At 39.9% G+C, this 12,687-nt stretch carries 13 protein-coding genes; 5 read left to right on the top strand and 8 right to left on the bottom strand.

Annotated features, from left to right (window positions below; all coding sequences use genetic code 11):
• Positions 1 to 5: 5 nt before the first annotated feature.
• Positions 6 to 1,043 carry a glycosyltransferase family 2 protein gene (locus tag QM818_RS01415; protein ID WP_414299817.1) on the bottom strand — a complete coding sequence of 346 codons (1,038 nt, stop codon included), beginning with the start codon at positions 1,041 to 1,043 and terminating at the stop codon, positions 6 to 8.
• 150 nt (positions 1,044 to 1,193) lie between these two features.
• Here QM818_RS01415 and QM818_RS01420 point away from each other — a divergent pair, with 150 nt between their 5' ends.
• The 5 genes from QM818_RS01420 (at position 1,194) to QM818_RS01440 (ending at position 5,472) form a co-directional block, all read left to right on the top strand.
• Positions 1,194 to 2,360, top strand: coding sequence for a CynX/NimT family MFS transporter (locus tag QM818_RS01420; protein WP_414299818.1), 1,167 nt, complete (start codon positions 1,194 to 1,196; stop codon positions 2,358 to 2,360).
• Positions 2,361 to 2,498: 138 nt separating this feature from the next.
• Positions 2,499 to 2,825, top strand: coding sequence for a PadR family transcriptional regulator (locus QM818_RS01425; RefSeq protein WP_000273858.1), 327 nt, complete (start codon positions 2,499 to 2,501; stop codon positions 2,823 to 2,825).
• Positions 2,812 to 3,405 (top strand): DUF1700 domain-containing protein, encoded by a 594-nt coding sequence (locus QM818_RS01430; protein ID WP_414299819.1) that lies wholly within the window; start codon positions 2,812 to 2,814, stop codon positions 3,403 to 3,405. Before QM818_RS01425 ends, QM818_RS01430 begins: the two co-directional genes overlap by 14 nt.
• The gene (locus QM818_RS01435; protein WP_414299820.1) at positions 3,398 to 4,345 is read left to right on the top strand and encodes a DUF4097 family beta strand repeat-containing protein; all 948 of its coding nucleotides are present in this window, start codon (positions 3,398 to 3,400) and stop codon (positions 4,343 to 4,345) included. The genes QM818_RS01430 and QM818_RS01435 overlap by 8 nt, the downstream gene beginning before the upstream one ends.
• 62 nt (positions 4,346 to 4,407) lie before the next feature.
• Positions 4,408 to 5,472, top strand: coding sequence for a DUF6574 domain-containing protein (locus tag QM818_RS01440; protein ID WP_414299821.1), 1,065 nt, complete (start codon positions 4,408 to 4,410; stop codon positions 5,470 to 5,472).
• A 64-nt stretch (positions 5,473 to 5,536) separates the two neighbouring features.
• Here the strand turns inward: QM818_RS01440 and QM818_RS01445 are convergent, their stop codons facing one another.
• The 7 genes from QM818_RS01445 to QM818_RS01475 all read right to left on the bottom strand — a co-directional run bounded on the left by QM818_RS01445 (position 5,537) and on the right by QM818_RS01475 (position 12,366).
• A complete protein-coding gene (locus QM818_RS01445; protein ID WP_084928738.1) occupies positions 5,537 to 6,397 on the bottom strand; it encodes a DUF4299 family protein in 861 nt (286 codons plus the stop codon).
• Between the two features lie 121 nt (positions 6,398 to 6,518).
• Complete coding sequence (gene trhO, locus QM818_RS01450; RefSeq protein WP_001030020.1) at positions 6,519 to 7,505, bottom strand: oxygen-dependent tRNA uridine(34) hydroxylase TrhO; 987 nt, start codon at positions 7,503 to 7,505, stop codon at positions 6,519 to 6,521.
• 131 nt (positions 7,506 to 7,636) lie between these two features.
• On the bottom strand, positions 7,637 to 7,933 hold the full coding sequence (locus tag QM818_RS01455) for a bacteriocin immunity protein (RefSeq protein WP_000188107.1): 297 nt from the start codon (positions 7,931 to 7,933) through the stop codon (positions 7,637 to 7,639).
• Between the two features lie 56 nt (positions 7,934 to 7,989).
• Entirely contained in the window at positions 7,990 to 8,679 is a 690-nt protein-coding gene (locus tag QM818_RS01460; protein WP_261145921.1) for a CPBP family intramembrane glutamic endopeptidase, read from the bottom strand.
• 231 nt (positions 8,680 to 8,910) lie between these two features.
• Positions 8,911 to 10,395: an ABC transporter substrate-binding protein gene (locus QM818_RS01465; RefSeq protein ID WP_414299822.1), complete on the bottom strand. Its 1,485-nt coding sequence runs from the start codon at positions 10,393 to 10,395 to the stop codon at positions 8,911 to 8,913.
• Positions 10,396 to 10,499: 104 nt separating this feature from the next.
• The gene (locus QM818_RS01470) at positions 10,500 to 11,423 is read right to left on the bottom strand and encodes a carbohydrate ABC transporter permease (protein WP_000818353.1); all 924 of its coding nucleotides are present in this window, start codon (positions 11,421 to 11,423) and stop codon (positions 10,500 to 10,502) included.
• Between the two features lie 13 nt (positions 11,424 to 11,436).
• On the bottom strand, positions 11,437 to 12,366 hold the full coding sequence (locus tag QM818_RS01475; RefSeq protein WP_001032152.1) for an ABC transporter permease: 930 nt from the start codon (positions 12,364 to 12,366) through the stop codon (positions 11,437 to 11,439).
• Positions 12,367 to 12,687 lie beyond the last annotated feature (321 nt).

The raw sequence follows: 12,687 nt of genomic DNA on the forward strand, positions 1-12,687 counted from the left end.
TTGGCTTATTTTTCCAAATAAATTACTGTTCTCTTGTACTTCTTCTTCCATTTAAATCCTCTAATTAAACCTACAATCGTCCCAAGGCCATAAGCAAAGTGAATGGAAAATAAAAGAAAGGGCATCACAATTAGAAATCCATTTTTATGTTTTAATAAAGTCAGCAAAGTGAGTAATGACAAAAGTAGAAAATAGGCACCTAATAGTAAAGTTATGAATACGAATGTGATCGGTAACAATACTAGACTAAACACAAGACTCAAAACAAATAAACAAGGAACATAGTGAAATAATGATAAACACTTAGGCTGAACATGACTTGTCAAGCCAATCCACAAACCATTTGAATACTTTTGATACAGCATTTTCTTGAATGTTGGTCGAATATACTGATAAGATAGAATACTTGGGCTATAGCGTATTTTATAGCCCTGCTCTCGAATTCTATAATGAATATCATTATCTTCCGTTCGGCCAAGTTGCTCATTTACTAAACCAACCTTCTGGAAAACCTCTCGTTTATACATCCCATGAAAAATAGAAGAAACATATCTATCCTCGGAACTATTTCGATAGTTGGCAATGCTACTACCAAACATGTTCTCCTCAACAAGATGCAAGGTCTCTGCCCATTTTTCCTTTCCTTCGACAATCGTCGGCCTAGGACCTCCACAGACAGATTCACCTTGTTGAATAACAGCCACATTATTCATTACAAAACTCTCAGTAACTTTTGAATGAGCATCAATTTTTAAAATAAGGTCCCCTACAGAATGTTTAACTCCCAGGTTAAAACCACTAGCTTGATTTTTCTTAGGATTGTTATACAATCTAATTGAGTTAAACTCTGTATCTTCTTTTATAAATTGCTGAATGACGGCTGTTGTCCCATCTGTAGACATAGCATTTATAAATAGAATTTCAATATTTTCTTTAGGATAGGTTTGATTTTTTAAGTCTTCAATTAGACCAGGCAGATATTTTTCTTCATTGTATGCACTGATTACAATGGATACGAGAAGACTTTCAACATTTTGAGTCACTACTACTCTCCTGAATTTTTCCTTCCACTATTTTATCATAATTTTCAAGACTTTCCCATTTTTATCTTGAAAGCCCAAAACCTTGCTTGACATTATAAGGAAAAAACCTTAAAATAAGCTGTTATTAAAATCAGCTAGAAGAGGTATTATATGAAAAAGCAATCACTCTTTTTTGTTCCAGGTATTATACTAATTGGTGTTTCCTTGCGGACTCCTTTTACTGTTTTACCCATTATTTTGGGAGATATTTCGCAAGGGTTGGGAGTAGAAGTTAGTTCGCTTGGTGTCTTGACCAGCCTTCCTCTCCTCATGTTTACCCTCTTCTCGCTATTTTCTACCCGACTGGCTCAAAAAATCGGCTTGGAGCATCTCTTCACCTACAGCCTTTTCTTCTTGACCATCGGTTCTCTCATTCGACTAATCAATCTGCCCCTGCTCTATCTAGGAACCTTGATGGTTGGGGCAAGTATCGCAGTCATCAATGTGCTGCTTCCTAGTCTTATCCAAGCCAATCAACCAAAGAAGATTGGTTTTCTGACCACCTTATATGTAACCTCTATGGGGATTGCGACGGCTCTGGCCTCCTATCTGGCTGTGCCTATTACACAAGCCAGTTCTTGGAAAGGACTTATCATCCTCCTCACCCTGCTCTGTCTAGCAACTTTTTTAGTATGGCTCCCAAATCACCGCTACAATCACAAACTGGCTCCGCAAACCAAACAAAAAAGCAAAGCAAAGGTCATGCGTAATAAACAGGTCTGGGCAGTTATTGTCTTTGCAGGTTTTCAATCCTTGCTCTTTTACACAGCTATGACCTGGCTACCTACCATGGCCATCCATGCAGGCCTATCCAGTCACGAAGCTGGCTTGCTGACTTCTATCTTCTCTCTGATTAGCATTCCTTTTTCAATGACCATCCCAAGCCTGACAACCAGCTTGTCTACTCGCAACCGTCAGCTCATGCTCACTCTGGTTTCACTAGCTGGTGTGTTCGGCATTTCCATGCTCTTTTTCCCAGTCGGTAATTTCTTTTACTGGCTTGCCATCCATCTCCTCATCGGAACCGCAACCAGCGCCCTCTTCCCTTATCTCATGGTCAACTTTTCACTCAAGACAAGCGCCCCTGAAAAGACAGCCCAATTGTCCGGCCTATCTCAAACAGGAGGATATATCCTGGCAGCCTTTGGGCCAACCCTCTTTGGTTACAGTTTTGACCTTTTCCACTCTTGGATACCAGCTGTAGCTGCCCTCTTGCTCGTCGATATCCTGATGACTGTGGCCCTCTTTACAGTGGACAGAGCTGATAAAATCCTCTAAACTTCTAGTTTTTCCTAGAAGTTTTTTATATATAAAATTTTTACACATATTTCTTGACAGGGCTTTCTTTTAGATGTACAATGTATGTGTAGAAAAATTATATATAAAAATCTTACACATTAGAAAAGGAGGTTCCCCATGTACTTTCCAACATCCTCTGCCTTGATTGAATTTCTCATCTTGGCCGTACTGGAGCAGGATGATTCTTATGGTTATGAGATTAGCCAAACCATTAAGCTGATCGCTAATATCAAAGAATCTACACTCTATCCCATTCTCAAAAAATTGGAAGGCAATAGCTTTCTGACAACCTATTCTAGAGAGTTCCAAGGTCGCATGCGCAAATACTACTCCTTGACAAATGGTGGTATAGAACAGCTCGTGACCCTAAAAGATGAATGGGCACTCTATACAGACACCATCAATGGCATCATAGAAGGGAGTATCCGCCATGACAAGAACTGAATACCTGACTCAGCTAGAACTCTATCTCAAAAAACTGCCTCAGGCTGACCAAATTGAAGCCATGGACTATTTCAGGGAACTCTTTGACGATGCTGGAGTCGAGGGAGAAGAAGAACTCATCGCTAGCTTGGGAACTCCTAAGGAAGCAGCTCACGAAGTCCTCTCCAATCTTCTCGATAAAAAAATCAATGAGGCACCCGCTCAAAAAAATAACCGACAAATTTTGCATATCGCCTTGTTAGCCCTCCTTGCAGCCCCCATCGGTATTCCTCTGGGAATCGCCATCCTCGTGTCCCTGTTCGCAATCTTTGTGGCAGCCTTGACTGTCATTCTAGCTTTCTTTGCGATTTCCATACTTGGTATCATTGGCGGATTCCTATTCTTAGTTGAAAGTTTCACTGTCCTAGCCCAAGCCAAATCAGCCTTTATCTTGATTTTCGGTTCTGGTTTACTAGCCATCGGTGCTTCTTCACTAGTCTTACTAGGTATTTCCTATGTAGCTCGTTTCTTCGGCCTACTCATTGTTCGCCTGGTGCAATTTGTTCTTAAAAAAGGAAAGAGAGGTGACCAGCATGCGTAAATGGACAAGAGGATTTCTCATTTTTGGTGTGGTGACTACTGTTATCGGCTTTATCCTGCTCTTTGTAGGCATCCAATCTGACGGGATCAAGAGCCTACTTGCCATGTCCAAGGAACCTGTCTATGATAGTCGGATGGAAGAGCTGACCTTTGGTAAGGAAGTCGAAAACCTAGAGATCACTCTCCACCAACACGCGCTCACCATCACAGACTCTTTGGATGATCAAATCCACATTTCTTACCATCCATCTCTTTCTGCTCACCATGATCTTATCACGAATCAGAACGATAAAACGCTGAGCCTCACTGATAAGAAACTGTCTGAAACTCCATTTCTCTCTTCTGGAATCGGCGGGATTCTCCATATCGCAAGCAGCTACTCTAGTCGTTTTAATGAAGTTATTCTCCAAGTTCCAAAAGGAAGAAGTCTAAAAGGGATCAACGTGTCAGCCAATCGTGGACAAACCACCATCATAAATGCTAGCCTTGAAAATGCAACTCTCAATACAAATGGCTATCTCCTCCGAATTGAAGGAAGTCGTATCAAAAACAGTAAACTCACAACCCCTAATATCGTTAATATCTTTGATACAGACCTTACAGATAGTCAACTAGAGTCAACAGAGAAGCACTTCCACGCTGAAAAAATACAAGTCCATGGTAAGGTGGAATTGGTGGCGAAAACAGACCTACAACTGCTACTTTCCGAAGAAGAAAAACAAAGAATCAACTTAGATCTTTCAACAAAACATGGTTCTATTCTTCATTTTGTGAGAGAAGGAAGACGTTCATTTAACAATAAAGAAAACAGAGATGAACATTTAAGCAATCCTTATAAAACAGAAAAAGCTGATGTGAAAGATCAACTCATAGCAAGGGCAGACCAATATATCTATCTACTCAAAGCAGAGGAACACGAGTCTTCTTCTAGAAATCGTTGACAAAAACGCTTACATTCGCTACTATGGAAGCATATTTATCTAACTAAAAAGGAGGTTCTACCATGAAACAAGAATGGTTTGAAAGTAATGATTTTGTTAAAACAACAAGCAAGAGCAAGCCTGATGAACAGTCCCAAGATGTTGCAGACAAGGCTGAAGAAACGATAGTCGATCTCGATACACCAATTGAAAAAAATACTCAAGTAGAGGAGGACGTCTCTCAAGCTGAAATCGAACTTGAAAACCAGCAAGGAGAGAAAATTGAAACGCCTGAAAACGGTGAAGCAAGAATAGAAATAGAAGAAAAGAAAGCATTAGATTCTACTGAGGAAGAGCAAGACCTTTCTAAAGCAACAGAAAAAGTCACTATAGCTGAAGAGAGTCAAGAAGCTCTTCCTCAGCAAAAAACAAGCACGAAAGAGCCCCTTCTTATCAGTCAATCCTTGGAAAGTCCCTATATCCCCGACCAAGCTCCAAAATCTACGGATAAATGGAAAGAGCAAGCGCTTGATTTTTGGTCTTGGCTGATGGAAGCAATCAAATCTCCTACAAGCAGTCTTGAAACAAGTAGCACACACAGTTACACAGCCTTTCTCTTGCTCATTCTGTTTTCTGCGTCTTCCTTTTTCTTTAGTATCTACCACATCAAACAAGCCTACTATGGACATATAGCAAATATGCATAATCACTTCCCTGAACAATTTGCTTCATTAAATCTCTTTTCGATTATCTCTATCCTAGTAGCAACCACACTCTTCTTCTTTTCATTCCTCTTGGGTAGTTTCGTCGTGAGACGATTTATCTATCAAGAAAAGGACTGGACGCTAGAAAAGGTTCTCCAACAATATAGTCAACTCTTGGCAATTCCAATCTTCCTCACTGCTATTGCTAGTTTCTTTGCCTTCTTTGATAGCCTGCGATTCACAGCCCTCTTGTGTGTGATTAGTGTTGGAATCATTCTGCTTGCCAGTCTCCATATCATTACAAGGCCAAGTCAAGCAAGTGAAACCGACTCCTTCTATCAGTTATTCTTGTCTGTCCTTGTGAACGGAGTCATTATCCTCCTCTTCTTTGTAGCTGAGGTAGCACTGATTGGGGATTACCTTCGTATCTTGGCCTTTCTTTAAACTTCAATCCTGTCATCCATGGCAGGATTTTTCTATGTCAAAAAAGCAAGTCACTTGACCTGCTTTACTCTTCTTGTGCTAATGTTTTAAAATCTTTTTCTAAGATGGGTTGTACTTCTAATTGATTGGCATCTAGTTGGTGGTAAAGTTCTGACGGTAGTACCTCAAGGAATTTTGCATAGTCCAAGCGGGCAATGGCTTCATAGTCTTCTGGTTTAGAGCCATCTCCTGTGATTTGAACCAAGTCAATCTCCCACTGCACTTCCTTATCCACCAATTGCTCCATATAGGCTGCAGGAACAAATGGTTCTCTCGGTAAAACAGTCTTGACTCCTTGAGCCAGATGATAAACACCGTGCACTTGGCCTTCTCCATCCTGATAGAAGGAAACTCTTGCAAAGTAGGCGTCTGTCTCTTGAACCGCACGCACACGCGCTTCAAACTGAGCCAAGCCGTCTTCCTCTAAAAAGCTTTTCAAATCCTCATGACTAAAGAAAACAGGATTAAAAATTCCTTGGCAAATCGTAAAACGAGCCGCAGTGTCTGCAATATGAGCTTGAATACTTGCTTGGAAATAAGCTTCAAAATCAAAACCATCTAGCCCCTCAATCTCAGTTCCTGTGTAAGCAAGCAGGGCATCTAAAAATGTTTTGATAATCTGCCAGTCTGTCTTCGTGAGTAGGTCAGGAAGATCGACACGATATGCCTTTTGATCATCAGCATAACTGACCTTAAAGAGAAATTGTGATTGCCCCACTATCGCACACTCAATATATTCAAGACGGCTAAGAGGCTGACGAAGATAGACAGCATCATAGCTATGTGACTCCAAACCATCTACCAAGGCCAAGATGGACTTGGCAGTCAAAATCTCTTGTTCTCCTAAAATGCTCTGTTTATTTGGAATAAAAAATGTTTTCGTCATAACTGGACTCCTTTGAAATCGTTTACATATAGTATACCTTATTTTCCTGAAAGATACAGAAACAAACTTTAGATTTTTGAGTAAAAAGCATAGAAAAACAGCCCCTAAGGACTGTTTAATCTTATACAGTAGCTGCTTGATCCAAGCTTTCACCGATAGCGGCTAGGCGCTCGACAACTTCAGCTTGTGTCAATTCATGTTCTGAAACATAGCGGTTACGTGGGTGAACACGGCACTCGTGTGAACATCCACGAAGGTACTTGTCTTCATTTTCTTCTGATGTCAAGATACGACGGTTACAGAATGGATTTCCACAGTTGACATAACGTTCACATGGTGTTCCATCAAACCAGTCTTTCCCTACGATAGTTGGGTTGACATGGTTGACATCTACGGCGATACGCTCGTCAAAGACGTACATTTTCCCATCCCAAAGCTCACCTTGGACTTCTGGATCTTTACCGTAAGTTGCAATTCCTCCGTGCAATTGGCCGACATCTTTGTAGCCTTCACGGACCATCCAGCCTGAGAATTTCTCACAGCGAACCCCACCTGTACAGTAAACCACGACACGCTTGTCCATGAATTTTTCTTTGTTATCACGAACCCATTGTGGCAACTCACGGAAGTTGCGGATATCTGGGCGGATAGCCCCACGGAAGTGTCCTAGGTCGTACTCATAATCGTTACGTGTGTCAAGGACAACTGTATCTTCGTCAAGAAGAGCTTCTTTGAACTCTTTTGGAGACAAGTAAGCACCTGTTGTTTCAAGTGGGTTGATGTCATTGTCAAAGTCGTTGTCTTCCAAACCAAGGTGGACAATTTCTTTCTTATAGCGAACAAACATCTTCTTGAAAGCTTGTTCACTTTCTTCGTCAATCTTGAACCAGAGGTCTTCCATACCTGGGAGGCTGTGAACATAGTCCATGTATTTTTGAGTTGTTTCATAATCCCCTGAAACTGTTCCGTTAATTCCCTCGTCAGCGACTAGGATACGGCCTTTAAGGCCGATTGATTTACAGAAAGCCAAGTGGTCTGCAGCAAATTGCTCTGCATTTTCAATTGGAGTATAAAGGTAGTAAAGTAAGACACGAATATCTTTTGCCATAAGATTTGTTCTCTTTTCTATTCTTAAATTTTCAGAATTTTTCATCTAACTATACTAGTATACCTGCTTGAGAAAACGAATGCAATTTATTTGACTGGAAATTGTAGAAAGGTGCTTATCCCTGCACTTCATCAGTAACCATAGCGAATAGCAGATAATTCTCTCAATTTTTTGATCTGCTCGGATTGACTTTCTGATAACATCAGCTTATTGTCAATCAACACACGTGAGATGTCAACATTCATTTGACTCAAAATAAATGGAGTAGAGGTCCCATCGTCCTCTAATCGTCTTTTATAACTCACTAACAGATTTTTCAAAGGAGCAAGTTGAGGCGTATTGCTTATACCTTCCAGTAGGTGATCTATGATAGTCATCGCTTCACAACGTCTTTCGCTTCCTCCAGCAAACCATTTTAATGGTGTCATTCTCATTTTCCTCCTTAAATTGAAAAGCTATCATTCCTAACTCTCGTACCAATATTTCACCCAAATACCCTGTGTAAAAAAGTCAGCAAAAATGGTAATGTTGCGAAAATATTATTAATCACATGCACCGCATAGGATGGATAAATGCTCTTGGTATAGCGGGTCAAACTAGCAAAGATGATGCCAGATGTTGCAAAGACGAAGATATCTAACAGACTAGGCAGACTCAAAAAATGAGGAAGAGCAAACAAAATGGAAGGAAGAAGCAAATCAAGGCCAAATCGCGAATGCTTAAAGAAGGCGTGTTGCAGTAATCCTCTATAGATTAGCTCTTCCATAAGTGGAGTCAGAAAGAACAAAGTTATATAGATACCTAGCTCAGCAAAGTTGGTCCCACTATAACCGATCAATACGGCCCAACCTTCAGCAGTTGACTGAACATGTTTAGCTGTCTGAACGTTAAAAGAGATCTGGAGCACTACCACTAATACTGTCAAAATCGAATACCAAAGCCATTTTTTTCTTGGAATGTGAAAGAGATAACCATGACCTGTCTTAACCAGAATCCAAATCATGACTCCGCTAAATAGCAAACTCAAGAGATTTTGAATCCAGACGAAATTGCCAATCTGGGAAGAAAATTGCCAATAATTTTGAACAATAAGCGTCAGCTGAGAAAGACCAAATACGAAAAATAGGTAAGAGAAAACTGCACTAATTTTGAATAGAAGTTGATACTTCTTCATATGAACTCTCCTTTGTAAACTCGAGACATCTCTAATATAAGCTATATTTTCCTAAATCCTTACTCCAAATCCTAAATGGTATTTGAGATTTCCTGAATGGTTAAACAGCGATAAGAAAACACAGATATCTATGCTCTCGTTTCAAAAAATCACTGCCTCCCCAGATAAGCCTGAGGAAAACAGTGATTCAATTTTTAGGAATTAGGAATGAATACACGAAATCAATTGATCTTATGATTTTTTGTTTTTCAAGAATTCATCATATTGTTTTTGCATTTCATTCAATACTTTATCGTAAGCACCTTCAGATTTCAATTTTTCCATCAATTCTGGAATAGCTTTATCTGGGTCTACAGTACCAGTGTTGATAGCTGTATCGAATTGTTGCATTGTGTTAGAGATTGCTGAGATTTCAGATTTCACATTGTCAGTGTTAAAGATGAATCCAAGTGCTGGAGATTCTTTAGCTTCAGCCAATTGTTTCTTAGAATCTTCGATTTGTTGGTCTGTAACGTTTTCGTTGATGTAAAGGATCCAGTTGTTACCAGTGTTCCATCCACCCATGTGAGTGTTTCCTTTGTAGCCATCAAGGACTTTAACACGGTTTTCTTTACCTGGAATTTTTTCCCAGTTCTTGCCTTCTGGACCATAAACAAGACCATTCAAGAGTTCTGGGTTAGTGTTCAAGAGGTTCAACACTTCCATTGATTTTTCTTTGTTCTTAGAGTTGTTTGAGATAACAAAGTTAGCAACTTGTGTTGTTTGGTTTTTCTTGATGAAGTTAGTGATTGGTTTGATTTGGATGTCTTTGTTTGCAACACGTGAAAGCAAGCTGTTACCGTAGTCAGCTGGTCCTACTGTTTCTTCACGAACGAACCAAGTATCTTGTTGAAGGTCAAATGAAGTATCGCTTGTTGCTACGTCTTTTGGAATGTATCCAGCTTCATAGAATTTGTGAAGAGTCTTCAAGTGTTCTTTAAAGCGAGGCACTTCGTAACGGTTTACGATCTTAGTAGTGTCCCCTTCAAGGTCGATAACGAATGGAAGTCCATTTGGAACTGGGTAGTCAAAGTTATCAGATGGGATAAAGTTCTTAGTAACCGCAAATGGCACTACATCTGGAGCTTTTTCTTTGATTTGTTTCAAGACTGGTTCAAGTGTTTCATATGAAGTGACACCTGAAATATCGATACCGTATTTAGCAAGAAGAGTTCCGTTGAAGGCGAAGTTTTGAGATGATGCAACGTTGGCTGCAACTGGAACTGCGTAAATTTTACCGTTAATGCTGTTACCTTTGATGTAAGCTGGGTCAAGTACTTTATAAAGCTCTGCTCCTTCTTTCTTATACAAGTCAGTCAAGTCAGCATAGGCACCTTTTTGAGCATTTACAACATAGTTAGATGCAAAGGCGATATCGTAGTTTTCACCAGATGATGTGATAACTGACATTTTCTTATCATAGTCACCCCATCCAAGATATTGGATATCCAATTTAGCACCAACTTTTTCACCGATGATTTTGTTAGCATTTTCTAGCAATTCATCCAAGTTATCTGGTTTGTCACCTATTTGGTACATTTTGATAACAGTTTTTTCACCTGAAGCTGAGTCAGCAGCTTTTTTGCTGTTACCTGAAAGGTTTCCACAAGCAGCGAGACCAGCAGCCAAAGCGACTACGCTAGCAGATGCAAAAGCATATTTTTTCCAGTTTTTCATGACAAAAACTCCTTTTTTTTATTTTTAAACTTATAAACAATGTAATGATCTTAACTTCACGCAAGGGAAGTTTGGAAATGAGAAATGATTTTTCTCGACAAGTACTATTCTTTCACACCACCGATAGTCAAACCTTTTACAAAGTAGCGTTGGAAGAATGGATACAGAATCGCGATTGGAAGGGTTGCGACCACAACCATGGCCATACGACCTGTTTCTTTTGGAAGAGCAACTCCCAGTTGACCAGATAGGCCGACTGCTTTGGCGATGTAATCCATATTTTGCTGGATTTGCATGAGCAAATATTGCAATGGATACAAGTTGTCACTCTTGATGTAAAGAAGGGCGTTGAACCAGTCATTCCAGAAACCAAGAGCTGTCAAGAGCGTGATGGTTGCGATACCTGGTAGTGACAATGGCAAACAGATTTGGAAGAAGATCCGGGCCTCACTAGCACCATCGATACGAGCGGATTCTAGAATAGCTTCTGGAATGGTCTTCTTGAAGAAGGAACGCATCAAGATGATGTTAAATGGTGAGAGAAGCATTGGAACAATCAAGGCCCAAACTGTATCACCAAGTTGAAGTAAACGAGTTACCACGATATAGCCCGGTACCAAACCTGCGTTAAACAACATACTAAGAAGGGCAAAAATCGTAAAGAATCTGCGATACTTAAAGGTTGTCCGTGAGATAGCGTAAGCATAAGTTGTTGTGATAAAAACATTTGTGATAGTCCCCACCACTGTTACAAAGACTGAGATGAAGAGGGCTTGGAGAATTTTATCCTTAAACTGTGCCAAAAACTCAAAGCCGTCTAATCCAAATTGAGATGGGAAGAAGCTATATCCATTTTGGAGAATACTCTTTTCATCTGTCACCGAAATAACGATAACGAATACAAAGGGTAGGATACAAGAGAGGGCAACCAAACCAGAAATGGTACTAAAGAAGATATCTGCTTTCTTACTGAAGGAGTGAATGCCGACATTATCAATTTTTTCTTTTTTAATTTTCTTTTCTGCCATATTCTCCTCCTTTCTAGAACAAGGCTGAGTTTGGATCAACTCGTCTTGCCAGTAAGTTTGATAGGATAACCAGAATCAAGCCGACAACTGATTGGTAGAGACCTGCTGCTGAAGCCATCCCGATATCCGCTGTCTGAGTCAAACCGTTATAAACATATACATCCAAGACGTTGGTTACATTATAAAGCTGACCAGCATTGTGGGGGATTTGGTAGAAGAGACCAAAGTCTGCACGGAAGATATTTCCGACTGCAAGGATGGTCAATACAGTTACCAATGGTGTCAACTGCGGAATAGTTACATTGCGAATTCGTTGCCATTTGCTGGCCCCATCCACTGTCGCTGCTTCGTAGTAGGTTGGATCAATTCCCATGATTGTCGCATAATACATGACACTGCTATATCCAAAGCCTTTCCAAATACCTAGGAAAAGTAGGAGATATGGCCAGATACCCAAATCAGCGTAGAAATTGATTTCCTTCATTCCGATAGATTCTAGGAAATGGTTGAACACCCCTTTATCAATGTTTAGGAAGGCATCTGTAAAGAAACTGATGATAACCCAAGACAAGAAGTAAGGGAACAACATGGAAGTTTGAAAGATCTTAACCATTCTCTTAGAACGGAGTTCACTGAGGATGATGGCAATCCCTACAGATACAATCAAACCGATAAAGATAAAGCCTAGATTGTAGAGGACAGTATTTCGTGTGATAATAAAGGCGTCTTTTGAACTAAACAAGAATCTGAAATTATCGAGTCCGACCCATTTACTATTCACGATACTATCTATAAATCCATTACTGGTCATGTGGTAGTCTTTAAAGGCAACCACGTTCCCAAATACTGGAATGTAGAAGAATAGAATCAACCAGAGTGCCCCTGGCAAAACCATTAAGAGAAAGATCCAGTTGTCTCTCAAGGTTTTTGAAAACTTATTCATAATTTCCTCCCTTTTTTATTTTGATATCCATCTAAAAATTCCTTTTTAGACTTTTGATAACGATTACATTATTAGTATACTCCTATTTGAAGGTTAGGTTAAACTACTAATTATAGAAAAAACTCCACAAATTATTTTATGTGGAGTACTTTTTTAAGAAAGGGATGTTTCACGGGAAACACTCTGCCCAAGGCAAGGTGTTCTTGTTTTTATACTCAATGAAAATCAAAGAGCAAACTAGGAAGCTAGCCGCAGGTTGCTCAAAACACTGTTTTGAGGTTGTAGACGGAAGCTGACGTAGTTTAAAGAGATTTTCGAAGA

This window comes from Streptococcus mitis (assembly GCF_047464035.1).
In the GTDB taxonomy this organism is placed as follows: Bacteria; Bacillota; Bacilli; order Lactobacillales; family Streptococcaceae; genus Streptococcus; species Streptococcus mitis_DX.

Excerpts from the sequence above, each read along its gene's own strand:
- QM818_RS01420 (WP_414299818.1), top strand. The coding sequence starts at position 1,194 with ATGAAAAAGCAATCACTCTTTTTTGTTCCAGGTATTATACTAATTGGT.
- QM818_RS01425 (WP_000273858.1), top strand. The coding sequence starts at position 2,499 with ATGTACTTTCCAACATCCTCTGCCTTGATTGAATTTCTCATCTTGGCC.
- QM818_RS01430 (WP_414299819.1), top strand. The coding sequence starts at position 2,812 with ATGACAAGAACTGAATACCTGACTCAGCTAGAACTCTATCTCAAAAAA.
- QM818_RS01435 (WP_414299820.1), top strand. The coding sequence starts at position 3,398 with ATGCGTAAATGGACAAGAGGATTTCTCATTTTTGGTGTGGTGACTACT.
- QM818_RS01440 (WP_414299821.1), top strand. The coding sequence starts at position 4,408 with ATGAAACAAGAATGGTTTGAAAGTAATGATTTTGTTAAAACAACAAGC.
- QM818_RS01445 (WP_084928738.1), bottom strand. The coding sequence starts at position 6,397 with ATGACGAAAACATTTTTTATTCCAAATAAACAGAGCATTTTAGGAGAA.
- trhO (WP_001030020.1), bottom strand. The coding sequence starts at position 7,505 with ATGGCAAAAGATATTCGTGTCTTACTTTACTACCTTTATACTCCAATT.
- QM818_RS01455 (WP_000188107.1), bottom strand. The coding sequence starts at position 7,933 with ATGACACCATTAAAATGGTTTGCTGGAGGAAGCGAAAGACGTTGTGAA.
- QM818_RS01460 (WP_261145921.1), bottom strand. The coding sequence starts at position 8,679 with ATGAAGAAGTATCAACTTCTATTCAAAATTAGTGCAGTTTTCTCTTAC.
- QM818_RS01465 (WP_414299822.1), bottom strand. The coding sequence starts at position 10,395 with ATGAAAAACTGGAAAAAATATGCTTTTGCATCTGCTAGCGTAGTCGCT.
- QM818_RS01470 (WP_000818353.1), bottom strand. The coding sequence starts at position 11,423 with ATGGCAGAAAAGAAAATTAAAAAAGAAAAAATTGATAATGTCGGCATT.
- QM818_RS01475 (WP_001032152.1), bottom strand. The coding sequence starts at position 12,366 with ATGAATAAGTTTTCAAAAACCTTGAGAGACAACTGGATCTTTCTCTTA.